Consider the following 26,208-nt stretch of genomic DNA (forward strand, 5'->3'; position numbering starts at 1 on the left):
TTAACTATTGTAACATTTAAAACTGCAAAGCTTAAGTTTAAGCTTCATTCATTGTTTGATATTTTCGTTGAAATACTAAAAACTTTTGATTGGTGGGCGATGACGGACTCGAACCGCCGACACTCTCGGTGTAAACGAGATACTCTACCAGCTGAGCTAATCGCCCATATTTTTTATTAATTAGTAAAATAACATCATTTATAATTAATAAGAAGTATATAAATAATTTAGCGAAATTTTATTAGTTTTTGCTTTTAAATTACTATAAAGTGTTATTTACTTTCGTTCAAACTTTTTATTTGCCTTGATAGTCTGCTAATTTTTCTTGAGGCGGTATTTAATTTAATTATATTTTTTTTCACACCTTGCATTATCTTAGACTGAGCAATAGATAAAGCTATGTTAGCATTTTCTTTATTACCAAGACTGATTTCATGTACAACTTTCTTTATAAAAGTTTTTATTGCACTAGATCGTTTTTTATTGATTAGAGTTCTTTTTACTGTTTGTCTAGCAGCTTTTTTTGCTGAAGAATGATTAGCCATCACCGAGTCCCTTATATTTTAATTTTTAATTTCTTCATTAGCATCTTGTTGTATATTGCCTTTAGCATTAATATCTCTATCTACAAATTCAATATATGCTATCGGTGCTAAATCACCATAACGGAATCCGGCTTTTATTATTCTAGTATAACCGCCAGGTCTATCTTTATATCTGGTACCTAAAATATTTATAAGCTTTTCTACTGCTGTTTTATCTTTTATTTTTGATAAGACGCTTCTTCTTACCGTTAAATCAGCTTTTTTAGCTTTAGTAATTAGAGTTTCAATATAAGGTCTTAATTCCTTAGCTTTTGGTAAAGTAGTTTTAATTTGCTCATGAGTTACAAGTGCTACAGCCATATTAGCGAGCATTGCTTGCCGATGACTACTTGTTACATTTAACTTTCTGCCTTTAATTTTATGTCGCATTTTTTAGTCCTTAATTATAAGAATCTTCATAACGTTTAGATAATTCCTGAATATTTTCCGGTGGCCAATCCGGTATATCCATACCAAACCTTAAATTAAATTTTGCCAATATTTCTTTAATCTCATTTAAAGATTTTCTACCAAAATTTGGAGTTCTCAGCATATCGGATTCCGTTCTTTTTACTAGATCCCCTATATATATTATATTATCATTTTTCAAACAATTTGCCGATCTAACCGATAATTCCAATTCATCGACTCTCTTAAGTAAATAAGGTGAAAATGGTAAAGCATCAGTTTTAACTTGCTTATCTTCTTCCTGTTCTTCAAAAGAAATAAATAATTGTAATTGCTCCTGTAAAATACGTGCAGCTAAACCTACAGCCATTTCAGGTAATAAATCACCGTTAGTTTCTACCAACATAATTAATTTATCATAATCGGTAACCTGACCTACCCTAGTATTTTCTACCTTATAAGTAACACTCTTTACCGGATTAAATAAAGCATCTATAGCTATTTCACCAATAGGTAAATTATCCTCATAACTATTTGTGCTAAGTACATATCCTTTACCAACCTTGCAAGTTAATTCCATTTCAAGCTGCTTGTCCTTAGCTAGATCACAAATTACATGATCCGGATTCAGTATTTCTACATCATGACCTGTTTCAATCATACCGGCCGTTACAACACAAGGTCCTGTTGCTTTTAATTTCATGATACGTTTTTCCGCAACATGCATTTTTACTTCAATACCTTTAATGTTTAAAATCATTTCCGATACATCTTCTTTTACACCGGGTATAGAAGAAAATTCATGTTCTATAGCAGGGATCTTTATAGAAGTGATAGCTGCTCCTTGTAAAGAAGAAAGTAATACTCTTCTCATAGCATTACCGAGTGTTAAACCAAAACCTCTTTCTAAAGGTTCAACTACAATTTTAGCTTTATTATTGGTTTCTGGGAAATTTTCATAAGCGACTTTATTCGGCTTTATTAAAGTATTCCAATTTTTACTTAACGATAACATTTAATACCTATGATTCTCTTATACTCTTCTTCTTTTTGGCGGTCTTACTCCATTATGAGCAATTGACGATACATCTAAAATTGATGTAACCACAAAATTTTGTCCGAATAAAGCTCTCATGGCTGATTCACGCTGAGCCCCCGGTCCTCCAATCCTAATAGAAATAGTTTTTAGACCATATTCTTTTGCTTTTTCCGATGCTCTATCAATTGTTACTTGAGCTGCATAAGGCGTTGCTTTTCTTGCCCCTTTAAACCCATTACCTCCTGCCGATGCAGAAGAAATAGTATTACCTTGGATATCAGTAAATGTTACTATAGTATTATTAAATGATGCTCGGATATGCACAACACCAAGAGTGATAGTTTTTTTCTTTTTCTTAACTTTAACCGTCTGATTCATTATTTATACTCTATACTTAAACTATTATTTTACAGCTTTTTTCTTTCCGGCTATCGCAATAGCTTTACCTTTTCTAGTTCGAGCATTAGAATGCGTGTTCTGTCCTCTCACCGGCAACTTATGTATATGTCTAAGTCCTTGATAACATCTTATATCTTTCTTTTTCTTAATATTAAGCGTAACTTCTCGTCTTAAATCACCCTCAACTTTATACTCATTTTCAATAATATTGCGTAAGCTTATTAACTCTTGATCTGTCAATTCTTTTACTTTTTTATCTTTTGATATTTTTGTTTTATTACAGATCTCTGCTGCAATAGTAGGCCCAAGACCGTAAATGTAAGTTAAACTCACAACTAAACGTTTATTATCAGGAATATTAACACTTGCAATTCTTGCCACAAATAATCTCCAAAATTTTACTGGTAACTAAAAAATAATATAAAAATCTTTGATAAAGTCAATTTATTTTTAGTATTTTCTGTATATCAATTTCTATTTCTTGTTCATTTTTACTTCCATTAACTATATAAAAATTACCACTATTTTTATAATAATCTATTAACGGATATGTTTCTGTTTTATATACTTCAATTCTTTTTTTTATTACTTCTTCATTATCGTCTTTTCTATAATCAAATGTACTTGAACCACAAATATCACATACATTATCAGTTTTAGGCTGCAAGAAGTAACTATTATATATTTTACCACAATTTTTACAATTATATCTTCCTAAAATTCTTTTAATTAATAATTCATCTGAAACATCAAAATATATTATTTTAATTTTTTCTTTAATAAATGATTCAAAAAATTTTGCTTGCTCTAAATTACGCGGATATCCATCTAATATGTAGCCGTTTTTATATTCAGAGGATAATAAAAAATTTTTGATTACTTGATTAACTATTTCATTAGGGATAAGCTCCCCTTGCTTAACATAATTATTAATTAACTCTGCTTTACTAGTTGATGTTTTAATAATTGTTCTAAATATATCACCGATTGCTATATGTGGTAAATCAATTTTTTTAGCTATCTTTTTTCCTTGTGTTCCCTTTCCTGCTCCTGGAGGACCTAAAAAAATTACTACCACTATTTAAACTCATTTTTAATTTTTTAATTTTACTTTCTTCATTAAACCTTCATACTTACTACTAAATAAGTAAGTTTGAATCTGAGTCATAGTATCAAGTACCACGTTCACTACAATTAAAAAACTCGTACCTCCTAAAGAAAGAGAGATTACATATTTATTCATTAATAGCTCCGGAATTACACATATTACACTTAAATATATCCCACCTATAACCGTAAGCCTTGTAAGTATATAATCAAAATAATCAGACGTATTTTTTCCTGGCCTTTTACCTGGAATATAAGCACCGTATTTTCTTAAATTATTAGCAGTTTCTTCAGAATTAAATACTATTGCAGTATAAAAAAAACTAAAAAACATAATTAATGCTACATATAATAGAATATATACAGGTTTTCCATGCCCTAAGTAATAAGTAAGCATGCCCATAGTTTCTGCATTACTATCAGAAAAATTAGCAAGCGTAGCAGGAAATAGTAAAATTGAACTAGCAAATATTGGAGGTATTACACCAGAAGTATTTAACTTGAGCGGCATATGGGTTGCTTCGCCTCCATAAATTTTATTTCCTACTTGTCTTTTAGGATACTGCACCAATAACCTTCTTTGGGCTTTTTCAAAAAAAATAATTATAGCTATTAATACAACTACTCCAATACAAACAGCTATCGCTATTAAAGGCGATAATGCTCCTTTTCTTGATAATTCAAACATACTAATAATAGCACTAGGTACTCCCGAAATTATACCTATAAATATAATTAAAGACGTACCATTACCTATTCCGCGTTGTGTAATTTGTTCTCCTAACCACATTAATAGCATCGTGCCTACAACTAAAGTAATTACGGTTGTAACTCTAAAGAAAAAACCTGCTAAAATTACTACAGGACCGGTATTTGTTACAATCGATTCTAAACTTATAGCAACTCCATAAGCCTGAAAAGAAGCAAGCAGAACTGTTAAATATCTCGATAGCTGATTTACCTTTCTTTTGCCGACTTCCCCTTCTTTTTTTAAATTTTCTAAAGGTTTATATGCAACCGACATTAATTGGATAATAATTGAGGCGGTAATATACGGCATAATTGCTAAAGCAAAAATGGACATTCTACCTAGCGATCCTCCGGATAGCATATTAAACATTCCGAGTATTCCGGATTGATTCTTTGCAGCCACACTACTTAAAGCAATTGAATCTATACCAGGTATAGGTATAAAAGCCCCAAATCTACATACTATAAGAATGAGAATAGTAAAAACAATACGACTAACTAAATCATTACTGGATTTTTTAGAAAAATTCTGCCCCATATACTATAATAATTTTCCACCTACTTTCTCGATTAAATCCTTAGCTTTAGAAGAATAAGCATCTAATTTTAATGATAGAGGAGCAGCGAAATCATCACTACAAATAGATAATAATTTCACTAATTTCTTATTATTTTTATTATTAACTACTCCGGCTTCTACCAATTTTTCTTTCGTAATAGTATCATCAGCACTTAAACGCCCATCGGCTAATGCTTCTTCAATATTATAAATATTTATTATATTGTATTTTTTAGTTGAAATACAATTAAACCCTCTTTTAGGTAGTCTTTTGATCATAGGTGTTTGACCACCTTCAAAACCTTTTATTGCAACGCCGGATCTAGATTTTTGACCTTTAATTCCTCTACCGCCGGTTTTTCCTTTACCACTACCAATACCGCGTGCTATTCTTTTCTTATTTTTTTTAGCACCTATATTATTATATAATTCATTTAATTTCATTGAAAAACTCTAATTACATATCCTCTATTTTTAACAAATGCTTTACTTTTTCAACCATCCCTTTGATTGAATTAGTATTTGCAAGAATAACGCTCTTATTAATTTTGTTTAAACCAAGCCCAATTAATATCAATCTTTGATCATACTTACGACCTATAGCACTTTGCACTTGAGTAATTTTTATATTATTGATCTTATTATTCATAACTTCACCTTACTTACGCAACATTATTCATTAACTCGAATGTCAGCAGATTTTACAGATATTTCATTTACTTTTTTATCTCTTCTCATAGCAATAGACTTTGGTGATGCAAGTTTATTTAATGCATCAAATGTTGCAGAAATCATTGCGTAAACATTCGTTGAACCTATTGATTTAGCAACAATATCATGAACGCCTAAAGAGTCAAAAATTGCTCTCATAGATCCTCCGGCTATAACACCTGTACCTGCTTTAGCTCTTCTTAAAATCACTTTAGCAGCTCCACTTTTACCAACAACATCATGGTGAATAGTCCTATTTTGATATAACGGCACTTTCATCATTCTCTTTTTAGCGGCTTGTTTTGCCTTTCCTCGAGCCTCATTTACTTCTTTAGCTTTTCCGTGCCCTGCTCCGACTCTGCCGGCTTTATCACCGACAACTACATAAGCAGAAAAAGCAAAGCTTCTACCGCCTTTTACTACTTTTGTAACTCTATTTACATCAACTAAAACTTCACTTAAAGTCTCGTCATTTTTTTTAACTTTAGACATTACTACAACCTTATAACCTAAAATTTTATTTTCTCTCTAGCTGCATCAGCTAGAGCTTTTACAATACCGTGATACTTATATCCGCCTCTATCAAACACTACGTCTTTTATCCCTGCAGAATCAGCTTTTTTTGCTATTTCTTCGCCTACTTTGATAGCATTTTCAATATTACAATGAGATTTTTTTAATTTTTTTATTTTCTCATCTAAAGTTGAAGCAGAAGCAATCGTTATAGACTTAGAATCATCAATAATTTGTGCATATATATGTCTACCTGACTTAAATATTGATAATCTAACTCTATTAGATGTTTTAAATATTTTATGTCTTATTCTACTTTTTCTTTTTTCAAATTTTAGCTTAGCACTACGCATATTTAACTCTTAAATTTAATTTTTCTTACCTTCTTTACGTGGTATAAATTGATTTTCAAATTTAATTCCTTTTCCTTTATAAGGCTCGGGTGGTCTCTGTTTTATAATAATTGAAGCAAATTGTCCTAACTTTTCTTTATCTGTTCCCTCAAGAATAATAATATTTTGCTTAGGCATCTCTATTTTAATATCTGAAGGTATTTCAATTTTTGTATTATGGCTTTTAGCAAGCATTAAATTTAAATATTTACCTTTTACCATCGCCCTGTAACCAACTCCGTTAATTTCGAGTTTAAGCTTAAAACCTTCTTTAACGCCGGTAACCATATTGGATATTATGCTTCTTGCAGTACCCCACATAGCACGTGCATTTTTATTTGCGGCTAAAGGTTTTACTAAAAGCTTATTTTCTGCCAATGAAATTGCTATATTACCTTTAAAAGTTTTTGATAATTCGCCTTTAGGTCCGGATATTTTTACTTCTAAATCATTTAAACCAATTTTTACACCTTCAGGTATAGTAACCGGCAATTTTCCAACACGTGACATTTTTTTACCTTAAAATACTTTACAAATTACTTCGCCGCCAACATTTTTAATATGAGCTTCTCTATCAGACATAACACCGTAAGGAGTAGAAAGAATATATATACCCATATTATTATAATATCCTTTCAAATCTTTAATAGCAGAATATACTCTTTTTCCAGGCTTTGATACTCTATGAATTTCGCATATAGAAGCATCGCCATTAACAGAGTATTTTAAAGCTACCTCAGTATAACTAATATTATTTTTGTGAGTAGTTATATAATCTTTTATATAACCTTCTTTTTGCAAAACATCTAAAATTGAAGTTTTAATTTTAGAACAAGGAAAAGAAACACTTATCAATTTGCTTTTATAAGCATTTCTAATTCTAGTTAACATATCTGCTACATTATCTGTCATTGACATATGATTTACCTATTGACTTTTACCAACTTGACTTAACTACACCAGGAACTAAGCCTCTGCCTATTAATTCTCTAAGCTTATTCCTCGATATACCAAACTTTCTTGTAACACCTCTTGGTCTACCTGTAAGCTCACATCTATTTCTTATTCTAGTAGATGATGAATTTCTAGGTAATTGTGCAAGTGACATTACCAAAGAAAAACGCTCTTCTAATGAAATATTTTTATCATAAATTTTACTTTTTAGTGCTAAACGTTTATTATGTAAACTTTGTGATTTTTTTTTCCTACTTTCGTTCTTTTTTATAGAACTTACTTTTGCCATTATATATACCCTAAAAATTAATTATAAAAAGGTAAATTAAACCCTGATAACAAAAATTTACTTTCTTGATCTGTTTTAGCAGATGTAACGATTGTAATATCCATACCCCTTATTATATCGATTTTATCATAATTAATTTCAGGGAAAACTATCTGCTCTTTTAATCCAAAAGTAAAATTCCCTTTACCATCAAAACTTTTATAAGAAAAACCGCGAAATTCCTTAACACGGGGTAATGCAACAATTACTAACCTCTCTAAAAAATCATACATTCTATCTTTACGTAATGTAACCTTGCAACCTATTTTCATATTTGCACGTAACTTAAAAGTTGCAATAGATTTTCTTGCTAACGTTACAACCGGCTTCTGACCGGAAATCAAAGTAAGATCATTTACTGCATTATTAATTACTTTAGAATCGGCTGTTGCTTCCCCTACTCCCATATTTATAACAATTTTCTTAATTTGCGGTATTTCGTGTTTATTTTTATAAGAAAAATTTTTTTGTAAGTTTTCAATAATTTTTTGCTGATATAATTCTTTAAATCTTAACATTATTTACCTTCCTTACCGATAATTTCCCCTGATTTCTTTGCTACTCTAACCTTAGAACCGTCTTCTAAGAATTTAAAAGCTACCTTGGTAGGGTTACCGGTTTTTGGATCAATGTGTGCAATATTTGAGATATGTACAGGTAATTCTTTAGTTATTATCCCGCCTTCACTCATTTGATTAGATTTAGTATGCTTTTTTACTAAATTTACTCCAGAAACAATTACTTTACTGTCCTCCGGGAAAACTTTTAATATTTTACCTTTTTTTCCTTTGTACTTTCCGGTAATAACAACAACTTCATCACCTTTTTTTACTTTTAATTTAATCATTTATAATACTTCCTCTGCAAGCGACATTATTCTAACATATTTTTTCGCTCTAAGTTCTCTTGTAACAGGACCGAAAACTCTAGTACCGATAGGTTCATCTTGTTTATTCAAAAGCACTAATGCGTTTTTATCAAATTTTATTGTACTACCGTCAGGTCTTACTACCCCAGTCTTTGTACGAACAATCACGCCTTTATAAACATCACCCTTTTTAACCTTACCGCCGGGTATAGCGTCTTTAACAGATACAACTATAACATCACCCAGCTTTGCCACCATATGGTGAGAGCCACCTAAAACTTTAATACACATAACTTTTTTAGCACCGGAATTATCTGCAACTTCCAAGATGCTCTGCATTTGAATCATAAACTACTTCCAATTTTTTATACACGAGCAATAAAATAAATAATCTACCTTATAAAGTCAAAGATTAAAAAACTTTATTCCCCATTTACCACTAACCATGTTTTGGTTTTTGAGATAGGACGACTTTCAATTATACTAACTTTATCTCCTTCTTGATATTTATTTTCTGAATCATGAGCAGCATATTTTTTAGATACTTTCACGAATTTTTTATAAATAGGATGCTTAAACTTTCTTTCTACTTTTACTGTAACCGTCTTATCAGCTTTTGAACTTATAACCACGCCTTGTAACATTCTTTTCGGCATTTTAATATTCCTCACTATTAGCTCTTTTTGTTAATTCAGTTTTAATACGTGCTATAGACTTTTTGACTAACGAAAACCTACTAGTATTTTTTAACTCACCTAAAGCTTGTTGAAATCTTAAATTAAACAATTCTTTTTTTAAAAGATTAAGGTTTTTATAAAGCTCTTCTATTGTTTCAGTAGATAACTTACTTCTTAATAATTTTAAATCATTCATAACGTCTCACTATCCTTGTTCTAACAGGTAATTTTGCACTTGCAAGCTCCAAAGCTCTAAGTGCAACATTTTCTTCTACCCCTTCAATTTCAAACATAATTCTTCCAGGCGAAACTCTAACTGCAAAAAATTCAGGAGAACCTTTACCTTTACCCATTCTTACTTCAGCAGGCTTTTTAGAAACGGGGACATCTGGAAAAATGCGAATCCATAATCTTCCTTGCCTTTTCATACATCTAGTAGCAGCTTTTCTTCCTGCTTCTATTTGTCTTGCAGTAACACGCCAACCGTCTATAGATTTTAGACCAAATGATCCAAAAGCAAGCGTCGTACCTGCTTTTGCTTTTGAAGCAACTCTACCCTTATGAGTTTTTCTAAATTTTTGTTTTTTGGGAGCTAACATTTTAATACTTAAAATTAATTATATCTTTTATTTTCTGTACCTTTATAAATCCACACTTTAACCCCTATAACTCCATAAGTAGTTATAGCCTCAGCTGTTGAATAATCAATATCAGCTCTTAAAGTATGTAACGGCATTCTTCCTTCTATATACCATTCGGTTCTAGCAATTTCAGCACCTCCAAGTCGTCCTGAACAACTAACCCTGATACCTTGTCCACCTTGTTTAAATGAAGCCTGAATTGCTGTTTTCATGGCTTTTCTAAAAGAAACTCTTTTTTCAAGCTGTAGTGCTATAGTTTGAGCTACTATAGCAGCATCTATATTAAATTTTCTGACTTCGTGAATATTTATATAAACTTCTTTTAAAAAAGTCATTTTCTCGATAGCTTTTTTTAGCTTATCAATTTCACTACCATTTCTACCGATAATGAGATTTGGTTTTTTGGCATTAATATTAATTATAATACTTTTATTAGAAGGGCGTTCAATTAAAACTCTGCTAATTTGAGCTTGATTAAAACCCTTATTTATTAAACCCCTAATTTTTAAATCTTGTATAAAAAGAGTTTTATAATGTTTTTCTGCATATAACACGGAATCCCAACCTTTAATTAAAGTCGGTCCAACTCTAAAACCATGTGCACAAACTTTCTGCCCCATTTTAATTATCCTCTTTTTCTGTAACAGTTATATAAAGATTACTAAAAAACTTATTTATTCTAGTTGCTCTTCCTTTGGCTCTTGGCATAACTCTTTTCATTACTAAAGCCTTACCTACAGTCGCTTTAGTAATAACCAATCTATCTATATCTAGACCTAAATTATTTTCAGCATTTGCAACAGCAGATTGTAAACAATCTTTTACAACTTTTGCAATTCTTTTAGGAGAAAAAGTTAATTGTACCAATGCTTCAGATACTTTCATATTTCTAATAAAGGCGGCAACTAAATTGAGCTTCCTTGAACTTACTCTAATAGATTTAGCTTGTGCCGTAGCAAAATTCTTATTTTCCTGTACCATATAAATCTTTACTTTCTTTTGACTTTTTTATCTGCTCCATGACCGTGAAATGTTCTAGTAGGAGCAAACTCACCTAATTTTCTTCCAACCATTTCTTCATTTACAGAAACCGGAATAAATTTATTGCCATTATGAACAGAAAAGGTAAACCCTACAAAAATAGGTAAAATCGTTGATCTTCTAGACCAAGTTTTAATCATTTCAGATTTACCTGATTCCATTAATTTTTGAACTTTCTTTATTAAATAACCGTCTACAAAAGGCCCTTTCCATATTGAACGTGCCATACTAATACCTAATTAATTTAAAATCTATTTTCTTTTCTTTACGATAAATTTTGAAGTACGTTTATTTTTACGTGTCTTCTTACCCTTTGTTGGGAATCCCCAAGGAGTAACAGGATGACGACCTCCTGAAGTTTTACCTTCACCACCGCCATGGGGGTGATCTACAGGATTCATTGCTACACCTCTAACATGCGGTCTCCAACCTAGCCATCTATTTCTACCTGCTTTGCCTAAATTAATATTTTTTTGATCTGGGTTAGATATACTACCTATAGTAGCTTTACAATCTAAAGGTACTAACCTAAATTCACCTGATCTTAATTTAATCTGAGCATATCCTGAATCTTTACCCACTAGATCCACTGAAGTACCTGCAGACCTTGCAATTTGCCCGCCCTTACCGACTTTCATTTCAACATTATGTAAAGTAGTACCGATAGGAATGAATTTTAAAGGTAAACAATTTCCTATTTTTATATCAGCATCTTGACTTGATATTACTCTATCACCTACAGATAATTTTTGCGGTGCTAGAATATAAGAATATTCCCCATCTTCATATTTTATTAAAGCAATAAAAGCAGTTCTATTAGGGTCATACTCTATTCTTTCAACAATAGCAGAAATATCGATTTTATTTCTTTTAAAATCAATAATACGATATAATTTTTTGTGTCCTCCACCTCTGTGCCAAGAAGTAATTCTACCTTGATTATTGCGTCCACCGGTTTTAGATATACCTTTGGTCAAAGATTTTAAAGGTCTGCCTTTCCATAAACTAGTTTTATCAACTTGAACTAACTCTCTAAGAGAAGGAGTAATTGGATTAAAGTTTTTTAAAGCCATTTATTTAATTCCTCCGGCAAAATCGATATTACAGTCTTTTTCTAATGTAACAATAGCTTTCTTTCTATTAATTTGAGTCCCTACAATTCCTTTAAATCTTTTCTTCTTACCTTTAACGTTTAAAATATTAACTTTTTTTACTTTTACTTTAAATATTTCTTCTATAGCCTTTTTAACGGTAAGTTTTTCAGCAAATTTATCTACATAAAAAGCGTATTTATTTTGTTCCGAAAGGGTTGTAGTTTTTTCTGTAATAATAGGTTTTCTAATTAAATCGTAGTATTTATAAGAACTCATCTTAACCTCTGTTCTAAAACGCTCACTGCTTCTTGTGATAATAGGACATATTCATGTCGTATTATATCATAAACATTTGCTCCTATTTGTGGAACAATCATAGTATTATAAATATTTTTTGCAGCTAAAGAAAAATTAATATCTACTTCATTTCCGTCTATTACAAAGAAACTTTTCCCTTGAAATTTGTTTAATATATTTACAAGAGCAGAAGTTTTAGGCTTATCTAGCTTTAAAGAATCTATTACTAATAATTTTCCTTCAGCGCATTTCTCGGATAAAGCATGAATTAAACCAAGTTTTCGTACCTTTTTAGGTAATTTTGTTGCATGACTACGTACTCTAGGTCCATGAGCTACACCACCACCACGCATCTGTACCGATCTAAGGGAACCTTGTCTTGCATTACCTGTACCTTTTTGCTTAAAAGGTTTTTTTGTGGTTCCTAATACTTCTGATACTGTTTTAGTTTTGTGGTTACCGGACATTGCCTTAGCTCTCTGCCAATCAATAACCTGCTTTATTATATCATCTCTGATAAATTCAACAGCAAATATATCTTCATTTAAGCTAATCTCACCAACTTCTTCATGAGCAAGACTTAATATTTTAGTTTTCATCTTTATTTAACCTTATACAGTCTTATATAAAACTTTTATATAAATAATATTGCATGGCGTTTTGTTAATTTGATAATCTTTAAACCTCAACAAACATGTCTAAATATCTATTATACAGTTATTGCAATCTTTTTTATTGCATCTTTTACTGAAAGATACGAATTTTTGTGACCGGGTATACTACCCTGAATCATAATAAGCTTACGCTCTTTATCAACGGCAAATATTTTCAAATTTTGAATAGTAACTTGGTTACATCCCATATGACCGGCCATCTTTTTGCCTTTGAAAACCTTTCCTGGATCTTGTCTTTGTCCTGTAGAACCATGTGAACGATGGGATATCGAAACACCGTGAGAAGCTTCAAGACCTCTAAAATTATGTCTTTTCATACTACCGGCAAATCCTTTACCTATAGTAGTCGCCGTTATATCCACAAATTGTCCTGCCTTAAAATGGTCTACTTCTAGACTTGCTGCTATATCAATAAAATTCTCTTCAGAAATTCTAAATTCTTTTAATTTAGTTTTAGGAGCTACTTTAGCATTAGCAAAAACTTGTTTCATAGGTTTAGTTACTCTAGATATTTTTTTATCTTTTACACCTATAACCAAAGCATTATATCCATGTTTTTCTAGAGTTTTATGTCCTACTACTTGACAATCATCAACTTTTACTAATGTTAAAGAAATTCTTTCGCCTGTATCATTAAAAACACTAGTCATCCCAATTTTTTGAGCAATTATACCGGTTCTCATTTATTCTCCACTCTCTAATTCAATCACTACATCAACACCTGCTGCTAAATCAATTTTACTTAAAGCATCGACAACCGCCGGATTCGGATCACCTATAACTAATAATCTTTTATGCTTTCTAATTTCAAATTGCTCTCTTGACTTCTTATGTACATGAGGAGACCTATTTACGGTAAATCTTCCAATTTTTCTAGGTAAAGGAATAGGACCATTAATGTTAGCAAACGTTCTTTTTACAGCACTAACTATCTCTTTTGTAGCTTGATCAAGACTACGGTGATCAAATGATTTTAAACGAATTTTGATTTTATTTTTCATTCAGTAAACCTAATATTTAAACAGCAAGATATTTTTTAGACATCTTTCCAAACTTTACTTCTAGAGATAATTTGTATGTTGATCTGGTACTCAAATCCTCACGTCTGTTAATACGCTGTGGTTCTGCATTCCGTACCTCCTTCAAATTCTTTTCTATCAGCCGGTTCGAAAAAATGTCTATTACATCTTAAAATATAAATACCTATTATTTTTTAATAATAGGTATTTATAAAATCAATTAATTATTTATTTTAGTTACTACGCCGGCACCCACTGTTCTACCACCTTCACGTATAGAGAATTTCAATCCTTCCTGCATCGCAATTGGTTTAATTAATTCCACTGTAAAAGTAGCATTATCTCCAGGCATAACCATTTGCTTATCAGCAGGCAATTTTATTGTACCGGTAACGTCTGTTGTTCTAAAATAGAACTGCGGACGATAGTCATTAGTAAATGGGGTATGACGTCCACCTTCTTCTTTACTAAGCACATATACTTCAGCTTCAAACTTATCATGCGGTTTTATGCTGCCAGGTTTTGCGAGAACTTGTCCTCTTTCAACTTCTTCTCTTTTTGTACCGCGTAGTAATATACCGACATTATCTCCGGCTTGTCCTTCATCAAGTAATTTTCTGAACATTTCTACACCGGTACAGGTAGTTTTTTGCGTATCTTTTAGACCGACTATTTCAATTTCCTCACCTACCTTAATTATTCCTGACTCTACTCTACCAGTTACAACAGTACCTCTTCCTGAAATAGAGAATACATCTTCTATCGGCATTAAGAAAGGTTTATCTGTAGCTCTTACAGGCTGCGGTATATAGCTATCTACTGCATCCATTAACTCATTAATAGCTTTTTCACCTTCAGGCTTCCCTTCTAAAGCTTGAAGTGCAGAACCTTTAATAATAGGTATTTCATCACCTGGAAAACCATATTTTGATAATAATTCCCTTACTTCCATCTCTACTAGTTCTAATAGATCAGGATCATCCACCATATCTACTTTATTTAAGAATACTACCATAGCAGGTACACCTACCTGTTTTGCTAGTAATATATGCTCTCTAGTTTGCGGCATAGGACCATCAGCAGCAGAAACTACTAATATTGCACCGTCCATCTGAGCGGCACCAGTTATCATGTTCTTTACATAGTCAGCGTGTCCCGGACAATCTACGTGTGCATAGTGTCTATTTTTAGTCTCATATTCTACGTGTGCAGTAGAAATAGTTATACCTCTTTCTTTTTCTTCAGGAGCAGCATCAATTTGATCATACGCTGTAGCTTGTGCTCCACCTGTCTTAGCAAGTACTATAGTTATAGCTGCCGTTAAGGAAGTTTTACCGTGATCTACGTGACCGATCGTACCTATATTAACGTGCGGTTTAGTTCGTTCAAATTTTGCTTTTGCCATATTATTACTCTCTACAATTTTTTAGGTTTAATACAAGTTAATTTTTTATAAGTACATTTTTTTGCTAAATTTATTTGTTACCACTATCTCTGGAGCGGGTGATGGGAATCGAACCCACACAGCCAGCTTGGAAGGCTGGAACTCTACCATTGAGCTACACCCGCATTGTAGCACTATTAATAAAATAATTTCAAAGTTATTTTGTTAACAGTGCTATATCAATTTTATTCAGATTTATAAATATACACAACTATGTTTTATTTTTAAATAAAATGATATGCTTCCCTGAACCATTTAAGTGGTGGAGGGAGAAGGATTCGAACCTTCGAACGCTTACGCGGGCAGATTTACAGTCTGCTGCCATTGACCACTCGGCCACCCCTCCTACAAGAACTTTACTGTATTAAATAGACTAATTCACTGTAAAATACAATATATAATTAGTATTAGGACTTAATAAAACTCCTTGCCGAATCATCAAATAAACAAATGGCAGCTTGCACATTTATTTATTGTAACTTTCTATAATAAATAGTAGTTTCTGTCAAGAACAAATTACTGACAGTTTTCAATAAGATGCAAAATAAAAAACTTGATTCTAAAAATTGTTATTATATGTATGGGAAACATCCTGTATTTTCTGCTCTAAATAATCCAAAACGTCAAATTGACAATATTTTATGCACTAGGGAAATTTTTGATACAAACAAAAAATTAATAGCTACTAGATCTTATGAAATTGTTAATAACGATATTTTATCTAAATTACTGGAAAACCAAACACATCAAGGAATAGCTGCAAAAATTAGACCAATTTTTTCTTACAATTTAGAGGACATAGATATAACAAATCCAAAATGTAAAATTGTGATTCTTGATCAAATAACAGATACACAAAATATTGGAGCAATTATTCGTAGTGCCGCTGCTTTTGATATAAATGCTATAATATTACCTCAAGATAATTCTCCGAATGAAAGCGGCGGCATTGCTAAAGCGGCTTGCGGTACTTTAGAATTAATACCTATAATTAAAGTTACTAACTTACGCTCATGTATGAATTATCTTAAAAAACACGGCTTTTGGATTATAGGTCTAACAGGTTCTGCAAATGACTACTTTACCGATAAATTAATTTCCGACAAAATAGTATTGGTATTTGGCTCAGAAGATAAAGGCATACGAAGATTAGTCGCAGAAACATGTGATTATTTAGCCAAAATCCCTATTTCTCAGAGAGTAGAAAGTCTTAATGTATCAAATGCCGCTTCTATAATTTTTTATTCATTACATAAATAGTATTTTAAATATTGTATTTACTTCGATATAAATATTTAGTCTACTAAAATTAAAGTCATAAACTTTTATTATATCAATTAATTTGAGAGAAAAGTCATGAAAAAGGGACAAAATGAACAAATTATCGAGAGTTTTGAAAAACAATTAGACATATTTATAAATGCACTGACAGAAAAAGAGATAACAACAGCTATATTAAACGATTTTTTTGATAAAGTGATCAATAACCTCAAGAATGAAAGATTAATTAATGATAATATATTTGACATATATCAAGGTAAAGCAGTAATTACTAAACCTATATATTCCGATTATATAGCATCTTCCGAACCTAAATATAACGAACATTGGCAAAAATTTTATAGTTTTAATCGTAATCTTATGATAGAAAACACATTAATATTTATTGCTAAGAATCTAAAAAAAGCTTCTTTAACAGACAAATTATATTATAGCTTTGCTAAATTAGCCCAGCAATTAGACTTGAATGCAGTAAGTGATCATTTTATGAAAAAAATAGATAATTATATAACATTTAACAATTTATGAAAAATTACAGAACCGAAAGTGATTCTTTTGGAGAAATTCAAATAGAAGAAAAATTTTATTGGGGGGCTCAAACTCAAAGATCTTTAGAAAATTTTAAAATAGGCAAGCAAAAAATGCCTAAAATTTTAATTCGTGCTCTTGCTATTTTAAAAAAATGTGCAGCACAGGTTAATCATGAGTTTGGTGATTTAGAAGCTAAAATTGCTATAAGTATAGATAAAGCCACGGATAGAATCTTAGAAGGCGAATTTGAGGATAATTTTCCTTTAGTAGTTTGGCAAACAGGTTCAGGAACGCAAACAAACATGAATATGAACGAGGTTATTGCCTCTATTGCCAACGAAGAATTAACAGGCAAGAAAGGCGGCAAATCTCCAGTACATCCTAACGATCATGTTAATAAAGGACAATCATCCAACGACTCTTTTCCAACCGCTATGCATATAGCAACCGTACTTGCAACTAAACAGCAACTGATACCAGCTCTGAATAATATACTTACCTCTTTGCAGGATAAGTCAAAAGATTGGAACAAAATCATAAAAATAGGACGTACCCACTTGCAGGATGCAACTCCTTTAACTCTTAAACAGGAATTCTCCGGATATATTACACAAATAGAGTATGCTTTAGAACGCATAGAAAATGCACTACAAAAAGTTTATCTACTTGCCCAAGGAGGAACAGCAGTTGGTACAGGTATTAACTCAAAAATAGGCTTTGATATAAAATTTGCCGAGAAAGTGGCAGAGTTTACTAAACAACCCTTTAAGACGGCTCCTAATAAATTTGAAAATCTAGCTGCTCACGACGCACTAGTAGAATTTTCAGGAACTCTTAATACTATAGCAGTTAGCTTAATGAAAATAGCAAATGATATAAGACTGCTCGGCTCCGGTCCAAGATGCGGTCTTGGTGAGCTACATTTACCTGAAAATGAACCTGGTTCTTCTATTATGCCCGGTAAAGTAAACCCTACACAAGTCGAAGCTTTAACAATGGTGTGCAGTCAGGTGATGGGAAATCATGTTACGGTTACTATTGCCGGCTCAAACGGACATCTTGAACTTAACGTATTTAAACCCGTAATAATATACAATATCCTACAATCTATAGAGCTGTTATCCGATAGCGTAAATAGCTTTGTTACTCACTGTGTTAAAGGATTAGAACCCAATATAGCACGCATTAATAATTTACGTGATAAATCTCTAATGCTTGTTACAGCTCTTAATCCGCATATAGGCTATGATAATGCCGCAAAAATTGCTAAAGAAGCACATAAACACGGGATCACTTTAAAAGAAGCAGCTAAAAAACTCAATCTTCTATCGGAAGCAGAATTTGATAAAATAGTAGTACCTGAAAAAATGGTTGACCAATCTTAGATTTATATAAAGATATTAATTTAAACTATTAATGTTACTGTACAAAATCTTATAAATAGGATAATATTAAATTAGTCTATTTATTATATTACTTATGTGAAACAAAATTTATCTAATCAAATTAACCTACTCGAAGCAAAAACTCATTTTTCTGATCTAATACAGCGTGTACAAGATGGAGAGCAAATTATCATTTGTAAGCATAATACGCCGGTTGCAAAAATTATAACTCAAAAACCTAAAATGGATAATATAACAGAGCAAATACGAGAATTCCGCAAAAGCAAAACATTAGCTCCTTATACTATTAACGAGCTTAGAGATGAAGGTAGAAAATGGTGAATTCTAAACCGTTTATAGCCGATTGCTCCATAACTGTCTCATGGTTCTTTTATGATGAACGTGATAAATATTCAGATTTTACATTAGATTATTGTTATAAGTTTAGAGTGATAGTACCGCCCTCTTTGGAGACTTGAAGTAACTAATGTAATATTAATAGCAGAAAAACGTGCTAGAATAAAATCAGTAGAGGTTATTAAAATTATAGATTTTTTAAACTCTCTTCCCCCTTAATATATCAAATTTAAATTTTTCCATACATGAAATTATACAAACTGCAAGAACCAACAATCTTACTGCATATGATACAACTTATTTATTAACTACCATGTATGAAGGACTTCCTATGGCCACTAACGATAAAGCATTAATCAAAGCATGTCATAATAATGGCATTCACTATAAAAGAAAATAATCCACATTTTTCATAAAAAGTTTATGGAAATTTTTAAATCTTTTATTATACTTAAACATTAATTATATAAAATATAAAGAGTATCATGGTTTTAAATATCAAAGCTCCTGAAAATATAGTATTAAAGCCGACCATTACAGTTTTCGGCATTGGGGGTGCAGGTAGTAATGCAGTAAATAATATGATTAGTGCTAATCTGCAAGGTGCTAATTTTGTAGTAGCTAATACTGATGCACAATCGCTTGAACATTCTTTATGCACTAACAAAATACAACTCGGTGTTTCTACGACTAGAGGTCTTGGGGCAGGAGCTTCTCCTGAGGTTGGAGCACTTGCTGCTCAAGAATCAGAAAGCGAAATTCGTAGTTACCTAGAAAATAGCAATATGGTATTTATTACGGCAGGTATGGGCGGTGGTACAGGTACCGGTTCTGCACCGGTTATTGCACGCATTGCTAAAGAACTAGGCATCCTTACGGTTGGGGTAGTAACTAAACCTTTCCATTTTGAAGGCGGTCATCGTATGAAAACTGCCGATAAAGGACTTATTGAATTACAGCAATTCGTTGATACTTTAATTGTAATACCGAACCAAAATCTATTCCGTATTGCTAATGAACAAACGACGTTTGCCGATGCTTTCAAAATGGCAGATGACGTATTACATGCAGGCGTTAGAGGAGTAACGGATTTGATGATTATGCCGGGACTTATTAATCTTGATTTTGCCGATATTAAAGCAGTAATGAGCGAAATGGGTAAAGCAATGATGGGTACAGGTGAAGCTAGTGGCGAAGATAGAGCTATTAAAGCGGCAGAATCTGCAATTTCAAATCCACTGCTAGATCATAGCTCAATGTGCGGTGCAAGAGGTGTATTAATCAATATTACCGGCGGTTCCGACATGACCTTATTTGAAGTTGACAACGCTGCTAATAGAATTAGAGAAGAAGTAGATAACCTTGATGCTAATATTATTTTCGGTTCAACATTTAATCCGGAATTAAAAGGAATTATCAGAGTATCAGTTGTTGCTACCGGTATTGATGCCGCTAAAGTATCGACATATAAACCCGCAATAGCTGAAACTACCAATATAGTTCCTGAGGAAACTTATAATAAAGCTATAGCACAACCTACACAAATAGAAGAAATTCCTGATTTTAACAGCTACAGTACCGAAAATATTGAAATTACCGACTCTCCAATAAATCAAAATTTTATCGGGAATGAAAAAGAGCTAGGATTACATGCCAATACTTTCAACAAATCTGAAGATGACTCACCCAAACCATCATTTTTAGGGAAAATATGGGGTTCTCTGCGTGCTTCAAATAATCAAACTTTAGAACGCAAAAACGTTGTTGTTAGTACTCTAGATCAAGATAATAAAGAGTCTGATATTCATGACATACCGGCTTTTTTAAGAAAGAAACGGGATTAGATTAGAAAATGAATATAATTTCAGAACAGCATAAAAAAAAATTATTAGAAATAACTAAAAATTTTCCTGCAGATACTGCATCACTAATAAATTATGTAGATAAAACATTTAAATGTCACATTCATGATTTATCTTTATCGGATCAAAAAGATTGAAAGTTTTTTATAGCAAAAAGCTTTGCAAATCAAATTGATGTTTGTAAAACTAAAGAACATACTCAAAATTTTTTACAAGAGTTACACGAGCTATGGGAAGATTTATTTGAAGAGATATTGGAAAATAAGCCTGTATATAGTTTAGACATTGACAGAACAACATACTATGCCGCATTAGATTTTACAGAATTAAATCAAAATAATATGCTGAATACAAGATTTAGCGAGACCTCCCTTGATTTTCATTTAATAGAAACACTACCTAACTTTTCTAGTGACAAACAAAAATATAAGGCTGAACTAACCTTTACAGAATTAAAACAAAATAATTTTGCAAAAATATATTTGGAAAAACAGCAATATAACTCTCAAAGTATTCTTATTTCAAATATACAAAATAATCACAATAATTACATATTATTTCCTAAGATTATAAACCTTGAAGAACAAGTTACCATAGATATATTAAATAATTTATTATTAGGTGCTTATAATAAATGTAATTTTTTTGAATCCAATAACGGATCAGAAATATATTTTAGATTATCTAATAATGAAAGTTTTTAGTTTAAATAATCAGCCTATATTAAAAGAAAATAAATTTGAAAATTCTATATTATTTTTAAGTACAAAAATAAACGAAAATGGTGATGTTGACTATAGTAAAGGCTTTAGTACTGATATAGCCGATGGTAAAATAAATTCTTCTTATATAACTCCTCTAGGCAAGATAATGGATTCTAATTAAAAATAATCATATGCCAAATAAAATTATACTATTTCTTATATCATGTTTTTTAAATACTGATTTATTAGCCGATACCGATAGATATTGCACCCTATCTATCCTACGCCACTTGAAAATCAAAAGCGTTATGTAATCCATTTACCTACAGAGTCCAATGAAGAAAAGCTAAAAGTAGAATTGCAAGCAACAAAAAATGCAATGCAAGATTGTAATCGTGTTTGGTTTGGTGGTAAGCTGGAAACAAAAACTTTAGAAGGATGGGAATATAATTATTATATAATCGATCAAGTTAGCGATCACTCTGCTAGTACAATGATAGCATGCCCAAACGTAAAAGCAACCATACCAACCGGTTAGTGTATTTTGAGGTGATGAAACATTTTTAAGATATAATAGCAAACTACCTATCGTAGTATATGCTCCAAAAGATGTTGCACTATATTACGTTATTTGGCATCAAAATGATACAATCAATTCTGCACAGGAAGAATAGGACCATACTATTCTTCAAAAAAATTTAATATACTATATGACATTTAACGTCATCGCGAGCAGTAGTAAACTGCGTGGCAATCCAGAAAAAACAATCAAAAATTCTGTAAATCAGAATTTTTTACTAGATTGCTTCGTTGAAACTTGCAGTTGCTTCTCGCAATGACGAAGACTAACCTATACAACAAGGTCTGTAGTCGCGCGCAGTTAGCATACTACATTACTCAAAATCTTCCTCTACAGCTTTAACTTCTTGCACTTCCGGTACAAAATGTTTAAGCATGGACTCAATACCTTTTTTTAAGGTGATAGTGGAACTAGGACATCCAAGGCATGCACCACGAAGTGCTAATTTAACTACACCGTTTTCAAAGCCTTTATATATTATGTCGCCACCGTCTTGTGCAACAGATGGACGCACCCTAGTTTCAATAATCTCTACGATTTGCTTCTCTATTTCCGAAAGCCCATCAAGATTATGATTTACATTATCTGCTTTGGTGTTTTTTTCAAATACAGGCAAGCCTGAAACAAAATGATCCATAATAACCATTAAAATTTCAGGCTTTATAACTTGCCAATTACCTTCATCTTGTTTAGTTACTGTTATAAAATCACTACCGAAAAACACTGATTTTACATTATTAATATGAAATAATGATTCTGCAAGTTTGCTTCTTCCTTTTACTTCAGCAAGCTCACTAAAAAATACCGGCTGATCACTACTTATTTCCTGCCCTGGGAAAAATGTTATTGCATCCGGATTTGGAGTATCTTCAGTTTGAATAAACATAATTAAAGCACACTAATAAATTTGTTGATTATTATAAATTGATAGTACTATTTTTACAATATATTTGTATTTAGGCATTTTTGCATGACTCTCAAAAGCCGTATATGTCATTCCTGTGGTAGCAGGAATCCAATACTACCTATCCACGTCATTGCGAGAAGGCATTTATGCCGATGAAGCAATATCATGCAATTTAAGAGAGATTCCCGCTTTTAGTTAGGAATAACATAAGGCGGCAAATATCTAATTAATATATAAGCCGGTATAAAACAAAACCCTGCTACAATAAAGAAATAAGTCCAGCCTAAATAAGTAGCTGCATAGCCTGAAATACTACCAAACAATATGGTACTAATATAAGCAATAGAAGTAATTAAAGCAATTTGGGTTATACAATATTTAGAACTACAGCATCTTAATTGGTAAGCAAAAAACGGTGACATAGTTAAGCCCTTGGTAAATTCTTGCAAAAAGACCGCTATATACAAACTTGTAATATCTCGATTATAAAAATAGAGAAATAAAAAAGATAGGTTAGATAAAGCATGATATATTAATGCTCTTTTAAGTAAATAAGAATATTCATATTTTCGGCACAAAACCCCACCTATAAAACCTCCAAGAATTGTAGCACACATACCGAAAGCTTTATATCCAAGAGCTAAATCTTTCTTCGTATACCCAATATCGAGATAAAACATATTCGGCATAATTGACAAAAAATTATCTTGAAGACGATATAGAAGCATAAAACTAACAATTATTAGCCATTTAGGTTTCTTGACAAAATCATAAAAAGCATGCCAAAATCTATCAAAATCATTAATAATTATCTTATCTTTAAATTTAAGCGGATAGATTATAATTAATAGTAATGACGGTATACATAAAATTGCCATAGTACGATAAACATCTTGCCAGGATATGATAGTAGATAAATATAATGCTCCTGAACCTGCTATAAGTATACCTATTCTAAAGCCTGTAGTACAAGCTGCCTCACTTATGCCCCAATTTTTATTTGTAATCAGTAACATCTGTGATGATTGAAGTAACATATCATAAATGGACAAAAAAAATGCCACAGCTACTAAGCATAAAGCAAATGGTATAAAATGAGTGTTAGGGTTAAAATTTGTTAGAACATATACACAAAAAATACAACTAACCAAAGCAATAATTAAACAATATTTATATCCCCGCTTACTTAAAGGAGCAAAACTTACTTTTTCAAGCAAAGGACCCCATAAAAATTTAAATATATGAATAAAATTCACTAAACTAAAAAGCCCGATAGTGATTTTATCAAAACCGGATTCTCGAAGCCAAAAAGAAAGAGTTGAACCGGTAAGTAAATAAATTAAACCTCCGGGAAAAGAAATGATTAATATAAAGAAAATATTAGATATATATTGAAATCGTGAAAAATTTAAACTTATGAATTCATCCTCCTTTAAAATATACGAATGTCATTTCTGCGAAGGCATTGCCCGCATGGATATCTAATCGTCATTGCGAGCAGCCATAAGGCTGCGTGGCAATCTCATGAGATAATAATAAACTCTTGAGATTGCTTCGTCAATTACTTATGTAATTTCCTCGCAATGATATAAATGACGTAAACCTAAACTACGATAGTTTCTTTCTTTTATTACCGTAGCTGTTACCATCAAAGGTTCTTTTACGGCTACTATCAAAAGCATTAAACTTTTTACCGTCACCGCCGGCTCTTTTACCGAATGATTTTTTACGATTATTTTTGTCACTTCTAAACTCACTACGTGGCGTAGATTCTCCTTTATTTACTAGACGATCAATTGCATGCCATCTAATAACATCATCAGGAGAAATAAAAGACAACGCATGTCCGGTAGCCCCTGCTCTACCCGTTCTACCTATCCTATGTAAATAATCTTCAGGACACATAGGTAAATCATAATTAATAACATGCTGTGTATGAGGAATATCAAGCCCACGAGCCGCTACATCAGTTGCTACCATTATTCTATGGTTTGACTTACGAAATGATAAAATTACTCTTGCACGTTGACGCTGACTTAAATCACCGTGTATAGCTTCTGCTGTATGATTTTCATATTTCAACATTTTAGCTAATTGATCGGCAGAGCGTTTAGTCTTCACAAAAATAATGACCGATCCTTCCCTATTACCAAGTTGTTTAGTTAATTCACTAAATTTTTCTTTATTAGAAACATGCATTGATTCCTGTTTTATTTCTACAGCTGCTTTATTAGTAGCACCTACCGTAATACGTACCGGATTGTTTAGATATTTTTGAGAAACAGCAATAATATGTTTTGGCATAGTAGCGGAAAACATTAAAACTTGTCTTTTTTCCGGTAAAAATTTATTGATTTCTTCTAATTGTTCTTTCATCCCCATATCAAGCATTCTATCCATTTCGTCAAGTACGGTTATGCCTATACGATCAATTTTTAGACTTCCCCTATTTAAGTGATCGATAATACGCCCCGGCGTACCGATAATCACTTTTGGATTCTTTTTTAATTGCATAAATTGTTTAGGCATCAGTTCACCACCTATCAAAACTGCACTATTAATTTTATAGGATGTAGTTACTTTATTTAAAGTACTGTGTATTTGCATTGCTAATTCTCTAGTCGGGACAAGAATTAAAGCAGTAGTTTTATTTTTAATAAATGAATCAATTAACGGCAATAAATAAGCAAGAGTTTTGCCTGAACCTGTTTGGCTAGAAGCGAGTATGTCCGATCCCGCCATTGCAACTGGAATCGATTGCTTTTGTATTTCAGTCGGCTCAGTTATATTCATTGTCTCGAGAGCAATAATTAATTCTTCAGATAAATTAAAATTTTTCATTATATAATCCAATATAGTTTTAAATCAAAATATGCACATTATTGATTAGACCTCTTAACATAACTCATTTCTTAAAGATATATGAGACATCGACGCTGCTCTCTCATCCCTACATACTTAACTATGTACGCTGCGTAGAGTAGCAGTTCTTATTCCCTTTATAAGATAAGTGATGCAAGAAGTCTATTGTATAAAAAATAAGTTATAGTAAATTAAAATAACGCCTTATATAATTATCCTGAATCAAAAAATATGCTTAAG

Annotated in this window: 41 protein-coding genes, 3 tRNA genes and 2 pseudogenes; 11 read left to right on the forward strand and 35 right to left on the reverse strand. The window is 31.7% G+C overall.

Annotated elements, in window-relative coordinates:
* Nucleotides 1–90 precede the first annotated feature (90 nt).
* From ACPKKV_RS06480 to ACPKKV_RS06635, 32 genes are all read right to left on the reverse strand, one after another.
* Nucleotides 91–166, reverse strand: a tRNA-Val gene (locus ACPKKV_RS06480).
* Between the two features lie 106 nt (nt 167–272).
* Nucleotides 273–545 carry a 30S ribosomal protein S20 gene (gene rpsT / locus ACPKKV_RS06485; protein ID WP_392506771.1) on the reverse strand — a complete coding sequence of 91 codons (273 nt, stop codon included), beginning with the start codon at nt 543–545 and terminating at the stop codon, nt 273–275.
* An 18-nt stretch (nt 546–563) separates the two neighbouring features.
* Nucleotides 564–974, reverse strand: coding sequence for a 50S ribosomal protein L17 (gene rplQ, locus ACPKKV_RS06490; protein ID WP_103897619.1), 411 nt, complete (start codon nt 972–974; stop codon nt 564–566).
* A 10-nt stretch (nt 975–984) separates the two neighbouring features.
* Nucleotides 985–2,007, reverse strand: a complete 1,023-nt coding sequence (locus ACPKKV_RS06495) for a DNA-directed RNA polymerase subunit alpha (RefSeq protein ID WP_392506773.1) — start codon at nt 2,005–2,007, stop codon at nt 985–987.
* An 18-nt stretch (nt 2,008–2,025) separates the two neighbouring features.
* On the reverse strand, nt 2,026–2,409 hold the full coding sequence (gene rpsK, locus ACPKKV_RS06500) for a 30S ribosomal protein S11 (protein WP_008580920.1): 384 nt from the start codon (nt 2,407–2,409) through the stop codon (nt 2,026–2,028).
* Nucleotides 2,410–2,433: 24 nt separating this feature from the next.
* Nucleotides 2,434–2,811, reverse strand: coding sequence for a 30S ribosomal protein S13 (gene rpsM / locus ACPKKV_RS06505; protein ID WP_392506774.1), 378 nt, complete (start codon nt 2,809–2,811; stop codon nt 2,434–2,436).
* 58 nt (nt 2,812–2,869) lie between these two features.
* Entirely contained in the window at nt 2,870–3,508 is a 639-nt protein-coding gene (locus ACPKKV_RS06510) for an adenylate kinase (RefSeq protein ID WP_392506775.1), read from the reverse strand.
* A 15-nt stretch (nt 3,509–3,523) separates the two neighbouring features.
* Nucleotides 3,524–4,825, reverse strand: a complete 1,302-nt coding sequence (gene secY / locus ACPKKV_RS06515; RefSeq protein ID WP_392506776.1) for a preprotein translocase subunit SecY — start codon at nt 4,823–4,825, stop codon at nt 3,524–3,526.
* 3 nt (nt 4,826–4,828) lie between these two features.
* Nucleotides 4,829–5,290 carry a 50S ribosomal protein L15 gene (gene rplO / locus ACPKKV_RS06520; protein ID WP_392506777.1) on the reverse strand — a complete coding sequence of 154 codons (462 nt, stop codon included), beginning with the start codon at nt 5,288–5,290 and terminating at the stop codon, nt 4,829–4,831.
* Between the two features lie 13 nt (nt 5,291–5,303).
* Nucleotides 5,304–5,495, reverse strand: a complete 192-nt coding sequence (gene rpmD, locus ACPKKV_RS06525; RefSeq protein ID WP_392506778.1) for a 50S ribosomal protein L30 — start codon at nt 5,493–5,495, stop codon at nt 5,304–5,306.
* 23 nt (nt 5,496–5,518) lie between these two features.
* Nucleotides 5,519–6,049, reverse strand: a complete 531-nt coding sequence (gene rpsE, locus ACPKKV_RS06530; protein ID WP_392506779.1) for a 30S ribosomal protein S5 — start codon at nt 6,047–6,049, stop codon at nt 5,519–5,521.
* Nucleotides 6,050–6,066: 17 nt separating this feature from the next.
* Complete coding sequence (gene rplR / locus ACPKKV_RS06535) at nt 6,067–6,423, reverse strand: 50S ribosomal protein L18 (RefSeq protein ID WP_392506780.1); 357 nt, start codon at nt 6,421–6,423, stop codon at nt 6,067–6,069.
* A 15-nt stretch (nt 6,424–6,438) separates the two neighbouring features.
* Nucleotides 6,439–6,972 (reverse strand): 50S ribosomal protein L6, encoded by a 534-nt coding sequence (gene rplF, locus ACPKKV_RS06540; protein WP_392506781.1) that lies wholly within the window; start codon nt 6,970–6,972, stop codon nt 6,439–6,441.
* A gap of 9 nt (nt 6,973–6,981) precedes the next feature.
* Nucleotides 6,982–7,380, reverse strand: coding sequence for a 30S ribosomal protein S8 (rpsH, locus tag ACPKKV_RS06545; protein WP_392506782.1), 399 nt, complete (start codon nt 7,378–7,380; stop codon nt 6,982–6,984).
* Between the two features lie 19 nt (nt 7,381–7,399).
* Nucleotides 7,400–7,705, reverse strand: a complete 306-nt coding sequence (rpsN, locus tag ACPKKV_RS06550; RefSeq protein WP_008580947.1) for a 30S ribosomal protein S14 — start codon at nt 7,703–7,705, stop codon at nt 7,400–7,402.
* Nucleotides 7,706–7,722: 17 nt separating this feature from the next.
* Nucleotides 7,723–8,262 (reverse strand): 50S ribosomal protein L5, encoded by a 540-nt coding sequence (gene rplE, locus ACPKKV_RS06555; RefSeq protein ID WP_392506783.1) that lies wholly within the window; start codon nt 8,260–8,262, stop codon nt 7,723–7,725.
* A complete protein-coding gene (rplX, locus tag ACPKKV_RS06560; protein WP_392506784.1) occupies nt 8,262–8,591 on the reverse strand; it encodes a 50S ribosomal protein L24 in 330 nt (109 codons plus the stop codon). Before rplX ends, rplE begins: the two co-directional genes overlap by 1 nt.
* Nucleotides 8,592–8,960, reverse strand: coding sequence for a 50S ribosomal protein L14 (rplN, locus tag ACPKKV_RS06565; protein WP_014014630.1), 369 nt, complete (start codon nt 8,958–8,960; stop codon nt 8,592–8,594).
* A 74-nt stretch (nt 8,961–9,034) separates the two neighbouring features.
* On the reverse strand, nt 9,035–9,268 hold the full coding sequence (gene rpsQ, locus ACPKKV_RS06570) for a 30S ribosomal protein S17 (protein ID WP_392506881.1): 234 nt from the start codon (nt 9,266–9,268) through the stop codon (nt 9,035–9,037).
* A 1-nt stretch (nt 9,269) separates the two neighbouring features.
* A complete protein-coding gene (gene rpmC, locus ACPKKV_RS06575; RefSeq protein WP_017442483.1) occupies nt 9,270–9,485 on the reverse strand; it encodes a 50S ribosomal protein L29 in 216 nt (71 codons plus the stop codon).
* Nucleotides 9,478–9,888 (reverse strand): 50S ribosomal protein L16, encoded by a 411-nt coding sequence (gene rplP / locus ACPKKV_RS06580; RefSeq protein ID WP_392506785.1) that lies wholly within the window; start codon nt 9,886–9,888, stop codon nt 9,478–9,480. The genes rpmC and rplP overlap by 8 nt, the downstream gene beginning before the upstream one ends.
* A 14-nt stretch (nt 9,889–9,902) precedes the next feature.
* Nucleotides 9,903–10,550 carry a 30S ribosomal protein S3 gene (rpsC, locus tag ACPKKV_RS06585; protein WP_392506787.1) on the reverse strand — a complete coding sequence of 216 codons (648 nt, stop codon included), beginning with the start codon at nt 10,548–10,550 and terminating at the stop codon, nt 9,903–9,905.
* 1 nt (nt 10,551) lies between these two features.
* Nucleotides 10,552–10,911 carry a 50S ribosomal protein L22 gene (gene rplV / locus ACPKKV_RS06590; RefSeq protein ID WP_004997796.1) on the reverse strand — a complete coding sequence of 120 codons (360 nt, stop codon included), beginning with the start codon at nt 10,909–10,911 and terminating at the stop codon, nt 10,552–10,554.
* Between the two features lie 8 nt (nt 10,912–10,919).
* Entirely contained in the window at nt 10,920–11,198 is a 279-nt protein-coding gene (gene rpsS, locus ACPKKV_RS06595; RefSeq protein ID WP_008580964.1) for a 30S ribosomal protein S19, read from the reverse strand.
* A 24-nt stretch (nt 11,199–11,222) separates the two neighbouring features.
* Entirely contained in the window at nt 11,223–12,044 is an 822-nt protein-coding gene (gene rplB / locus ACPKKV_RS06600) for a 50S ribosomal protein L2 (RefSeq protein WP_017442486.1), read from the reverse strand.
* Nucleotides 12,045–12,341: a 50S ribosomal protein L23 gene (rplW, locus tag ACPKKV_RS06605; protein WP_392506789.1), complete on the reverse strand. Its 297-nt coding sequence runs from the start codon at nt 12,339–12,341 to the stop codon at nt 12,045–12,047. It lies immediately after the preceding gene.
* Entirely contained in the window at nt 12,338–12,961 is a 624-nt protein-coding gene (gene rplD / locus ACPKKV_RS06610) for a 50S ribosomal protein L4 (RefSeq protein WP_392506790.1), read from the reverse strand. The genes rplW and rplD overlap by 4 nt, the downstream gene beginning before the upstream one ends.
* Nucleotides 12,962–13,071: 110 nt before the next feature.
* On the reverse strand, nt 13,072–13,719 hold the full coding sequence (gene rplC / locus ACPKKV_RS06615) for a 50S ribosomal protein L3 (protein ID WP_392506791.1): 648 nt from the start codon (nt 13,717–13,719) through the stop codon (nt 13,072–13,074).
* Nucleotides 13,720–14,037 (reverse strand): 30S ribosomal protein S10, encoded by a 318-nt coding sequence (gene rpsJ, locus ACPKKV_RS06620; protein ID WP_392506792.1) that lies wholly within the window; start codon nt 14,035–14,037, stop codon nt 13,720–13,722.
* Nucleotides 14,038–14,275: 238 nt separating this feature from the next.
* Entirely contained in the window at nt 14,276–15,460 is a 1,185-nt protein-coding gene (tuf, locus tag ACPKKV_RS06625; protein ID WP_017442489.1) for an elongation factor Tu, read from the reverse strand.
* Between the two features lie 90 nt (nt 15,461–15,550).
* Nucleotides 15,551–15,624: transfer RNA gene (locus ACPKKV_RS06630), tRNA-Gly, on the reverse strand.
* A 135-nt stretch (nt 15,625–15,759) separates the two neighbouring features.
* Nucleotides 15,760–15,845: transfer RNA gene (locus ACPKKV_RS06635), tRNA-Tyr, on the reverse strand.
* Nucleotides 15,846–16,036: 191 nt separating this feature from the next.
* On the opposite strand from ACPKKV_RS06635, the gene rlmB reads away from it, so the two are divergent.
* The 11 genes and pseudogenes from rlmB to ACPKKV_RS06690 all read left to right on the forward strand — a co-directional run.
* Nucleotides 16,037–16,759: a 23S rRNA (guanosine(2251)-2'-O)-methyltransferase RlmB gene (gene rlmB, locus ACPKKV_RS06640; RefSeq protein WP_392506794.1), complete on the forward strand. Its 723-nt coding sequence runs from the start codon at nt 16,037–16,039 to the stop codon at nt 16,757–16,759.
* A gap of 96 nt (nt 16,760–16,855) precedes the next feature.
* The gene (locus ACPKKV_RS06645; protein WP_392506795.1) at nt 16,856–17,308 is read left to right on the forward strand and encodes a hypothetical protein; all 453 of its coding nucleotides are present in this window, start codon (nt 16,856–16,858) and stop codon (nt 17,306–17,308) included.
* The gene (gene fumC, locus ACPKKV_RS06650; protein ID WP_392506796.1) at nt 17,305–18,696 is read left to right on the forward strand and encodes a class II fumarate hydratase; all 1,392 of its coding nucleotides are present in this window, start codon (nt 17,305–17,307) and stop codon (nt 18,694–18,696) included. The genes ACPKKV_RS06645 and fumC overlap by 4 nt, the downstream gene beginning before the upstream one ends.
* Before the next feature lie 96 nt (nt 18,697–18,792).
* Nucleotides 18,793–19,038 (forward strand): type II toxin-antitoxin system Phd/YefM family antitoxin, encoded by a 246-nt coding sequence (locus ACPKKV_RS06655; protein ID WP_392506797.1) that lies wholly within the window; start codon nt 18,793–18,795, stop codon nt 19,036–19,038.
* Nucleotides 19,032–19,361 (forward strand): annotated as a pseudogene (locus ACPKKV_RS06660) (type II toxin-antitoxin system VapC family toxin). Before ACPKKV_RS06655 ends, ACPKKV_RS06660 begins: the two are co-directional and overlap by 7 nt.
* A gap of 177 nt (nt 19,362–19,538) precedes the next feature.
* Nucleotides 19,539–20,897 (forward strand): cell division protein FtsZ, encoded by a 1,359-nt coding sequence (gene ftsZ / locus ACPKKV_RS06665; RefSeq protein ID WP_392506798.1) that lies wholly within the window; start codon nt 19,539–19,541, stop codon nt 20,895–20,897.
* An 8-nt stretch (nt 20,898–20,905) separates the two neighbouring features.
* Nucleotides 20,906–21,052 carry a hypothetical protein gene (locus ACPKKV_RS06670; RefSeq protein WP_392506800.1) on the forward strand — a complete coding sequence of 49 codons (147 nt, stop codon included), beginning with the start codon at nt 20,906–20,908 and terminating at the stop codon, nt 21,050–21,052.
* 204 nt (nt 21,053–21,256) lie between these two features.
* Nucleotides 21,257–21,619, forward strand: a complete 363-nt coding sequence (locus ACPKKV_RS06675) for a hypothetical protein (protein WP_424492217.1) — start codon at nt 21,257–21,259, stop codon at nt 21,617–21,619.
* Entirely contained in the window at nt 21,606–21,800 is a 195-nt protein-coding gene (locus tag ACPKKV_RS06680) for a hypothetical protein (protein WP_392506802.1), read from the forward strand. The genes ACPKKV_RS06675 and ACPKKV_RS06680 overlap by 14 nt, the downstream gene beginning before the upstream one ends.
* Before the next feature lie 84 nt (nt 21,801–21,884).
* Entirely contained in the window at nt 21,885–22,157 is a 273-nt protein-coding gene (locus tag ACPKKV_RS06685; RefSeq protein ID WP_392506804.1) for an ecotin family protein, read from the forward strand.
* A gap of 25 nt (nt 22,158–22,182) precedes the next feature.
* Nucleotides 22,183–22,293 (forward strand): annotated as a pseudogene (locus ACPKKV_RS06690) (ecotin family protein); the annotation flags it as partial.
* A gap of 219 nt (nt 22,294–22,512) precedes the next feature.
* Here ACPKKV_RS06690 and ACPKKV_RS06695 read toward each other — a convergent pair.
* The 3 genes from ACPKKV_RS06695 to ACPKKV_RS06705 form a co-directional block, all read right to left on the reverse strand.
* Nucleotides 22,513–23,085: a NifU family protein gene (locus ACPKKV_RS06695; protein WP_392506805.1), complete on the reverse strand. Its 573-nt coding sequence runs from the start codon at nt 23,083–23,085 to the stop codon at nt 22,513–22,515.
* A 212-nt stretch (nt 23,086–23,297) separates the two neighbouring features.
* On the reverse strand, nt 23,298–24,524 hold the full coding sequence (locus tag ACPKKV_RS06700) for an MFS transporter (protein WP_392506883.1): 1,227 nt from the start codon (nt 24,522–24,524) through the stop codon (nt 23,298–23,300).
* A gap of 190 nt (nt 24,525–24,714) precedes the next feature.
* Complete coding sequence (locus tag ACPKKV_RS06705) at nt 24,715–25,947, reverse strand: DEAD/DEAH box helicase (protein ID WP_392506807.1); 1,233 nt, start codon at nt 25,945–25,947, stop codon at nt 24,715–24,717.
* Between the last annotated feature and the right edge of the window lie 261 nt (nt 25,948–26,208).

The organism is Rickettsia finnyi, assembly GCF_049668125.1.
Taxonomy (GTDB): Bacteria; Pseudomonadota; Alphaproteobacteria; order Rickettsiales; family Rickettsiaceae; genus Rickettsia; species Rickettsia kotlanii.

Excerpts from the sequence above, each read along its gene's own strand:
- rplW (WP_392506789.1), bottom strand. The coding sequence starts at position 12,341 with ATGAGTTCTTATAAATACTACGATTTAATTAGAAAACCTATTATTACA.
- rplX (WP_392506784.1), bottom strand. The coding sequence starts at position 8,591 with ATGATTAAATTAAAAGTAAAAAAAGGTGATGAAGTTGTTGTTATTACC.
- rpmC (WP_017442483.1), bottom strand. The coding sequence starts at position 9,485 with ATGAATGATTTAAAATTATTAAGAAGTAAGTTATCTACTGAAACAATA.
- rplD (WP_392506790.1), bottom strand. The coding sequence starts at position 12,961 with ATGAAAACTAAAATATTAAGTCTTGCTCATGAAGAAGTTGGTGAGATT.
- rplC (WP_392506791.1), bottom strand. The coding sequence starts at position 13,719 with ATGAGAACCGGTATAATTGCTCAAAAAATTGGGATGACTAGTGTTTTT.
- rplP (WP_392506785.1), bottom strand. The coding sequence starts at position 9,888 with ATGTTAGCTCCCAAAAAACAAAAATTTAGAAAAACTCATAAGGGTAGA.
- ACPKKV_RS06670 (WP_392506800.1), top strand. The coding sequence starts at position 20,906 with ATGAATATAATTTCAGAACAGCATAAAAAAAAATTATTAGAAATAACT.
- rpmD (WP_392506778.1), bottom strand. The coding sequence starts at position 5,495 with ATGAATAATAAGATCAATAATATAAAAATTACTCAAGTGCAAAGTGCT.
- rpsS (WP_008580964.1), bottom strand. The coding sequence starts at position 11,198 with ATGGCACGTTCAATATGGAAAGGGCCTTTTGTAGACGGTTATTTAATA.
- ACPKKV_RS06495 (WP_392506773.1), bottom strand. The coding sequence starts at position 2,007 with ATGTTATCGTTAAGTAAAAATTGGAATACTTTAATAAAGCCGAATAAA.
- rpsC (WP_392506787.1), bottom strand. The coding sequence starts at position 10,550 with ATGGGGCAGAAAGTTTGTGCACATGGTTTTAGAGTTGGACCGACTTTA.
- rpsJ (WP_392506792.1), bottom strand. The coding sequence starts at position 14,037 with ATGAAAAATAAAATCAAAATTCGTTTAAAATCATTTGATCACCGTAGT.
- rplF (WP_392506781.1), bottom strand. The coding sequence starts at position 6,972 with ATGTCACGTGTTGGAAAATTGCCGGTTACTATACCTGAAGGTGTAAAA.
- ACPKKV_RS06705 (WP_392506807.1), bottom strand. The coding sequence starts at position 25,947 with ATGAAAAATTTTAATTTATCTGAAGAATTAATTATTGCTCTCGAGACA.
- ACPKKV_RS06680 (WP_392506802.1), top strand. The coding sequence starts at position 21,606 with ATGAAAGTTTTTAGTTTAAATAATCAGCCTATATTAAAAGAAAATAAA.
- rpsH (WP_392506782.1), bottom strand. The coding sequence starts at position 7,380 with ATGTCAATGACAGATAATGTAGCAGATATGTTAACTAGAATTAGAAAT.
- rpsK (WP_008580920.1), bottom strand. The coding sequence starts at position 2,409 with ATGAATCAGACGGTTAAAGTTAAGAAAAAGAAAAAAACTATCACTCTT.
- rpsE (WP_392506779.1), bottom strand. The coding sequence starts at position 6,049 with ATGTCTAAAGTTAAAAAAAATGACGAGACTTTAAGTGAAGTTTTAGTT.
- ACPKKV_RS06645 (WP_392506795.1), top strand. The coding sequence starts at position 16,856 with ATGAAAAAGGGACAAAATGAACAAATTATCGAGAGTTTTGAAAAACAA.
- rplB (WP_017442486.1), bottom strand. The coding sequence starts at position 12,044 with ATGGCTTTAAAAAACTTTAATCCAATTACTCCTTCTCTTAGAGAGTTA.
- ACPKKV_RS06695 (WP_392506805.1), bottom strand. The coding sequence starts at position 23,085 with ATGTTTATTCAAACTGAAGATACTCCAAATCCGGATGCAATAACATTT.
- rpsT (WP_392506771.1), bottom strand. The coding sequence starts at position 545 with ATGGCTAATCATTCTTCAGCAAAAAAAGCTGCTAGACAAACAGTAAAA.
- rplR (WP_392506780.1), bottom strand. The coding sequence starts at position 6,423 with ATGCGTAGTGCTAAGCTAAAATTTGAAAAAAGAAAAAGTAGAATAAGA.
- secY (WP_392506776.1), bottom strand. The coding sequence starts at position 4,825 with ATGGGGCAGAATTTTTCTAAAAAATCCAGTAATGATTTAGTTAGTCGT.
- rplO (WP_392506777.1), bottom strand. The coding sequence starts at position 5,290 with ATGAAATTAAATGAATTATATAATAATATAGGTGCTAAAAAAAATAAG.
- rpsQ (WP_392506881.1), bottom strand. The coding sequence starts at position 9,268 with ATGCCGAAAAGAATGTTACAAGGCGTGGTTATAAGTTCAAAAGCTGAT.
- ACPKKV_RS06675 (WP_424492217.1), top strand. The coding sequence starts at position 21,257 with ATGCTGAATACAAGATTTAGCGAGACCTCCCTTGATTTTCATTTAATA.
- rlmB (WP_392506794.1), top strand. The coding sequence starts at position 16,037 with ATGCAAAATAAAAAACTTGATTCTAAAAATTGTTATTATATGTATGGG.
- rplV (WP_004997796.1), bottom strand. The coding sequence starts at position 10,911 with ATGGTACAGGAAAATAAGAATTTTGCTACGGCACAAGCTAAATCTATT.
- fumC (WP_392506796.1), top strand. The coding sequence starts at position 17,305 with ATGAAAAATTACAGAACCGAAAGTGATTCTTTTGGAGAAATTCAAATA.
- rplE (WP_392506783.1), bottom strand. The coding sequence starts at position 8,262 with ATGTTAAGATTTAAAGAATTATATCAGCAAAAAATTATTGAAAACTTA.
- rplQ (WP_103897619.1), bottom strand. The coding sequence starts at position 974 with ATGCGACATAAAATTAAAGGCAGAAAGTTAAATGTAACAAGTAGTCAT.
- ftsZ (WP_392506798.1), top strand. The coding sequence starts at position 19,539 with ATGGTTTTAAATATCAAAGCTCCTGAAAATATAGTATTAAAGCCGACC.
- rplN (WP_014014630.1), bottom strand. The coding sequence starts at position 8,960 with ATGATTCAAATGCAGAGCATCTTGGAAGTTGCAGATAATTCCGGTGCT.
- tuf (WP_017442489.1), bottom strand. The coding sequence starts at position 15,460 with ATGGCAAAAGCAAAATTTGAACGAACTAAACCGCACGTTAATATAGGT.
- rpsN (WP_008580947.1), bottom strand. The coding sequence starts at position 7,705 with ATGGCAAAAGTAAGTTCTATAAAAAAGAACGAAAGTAGGAAAAAAAAA.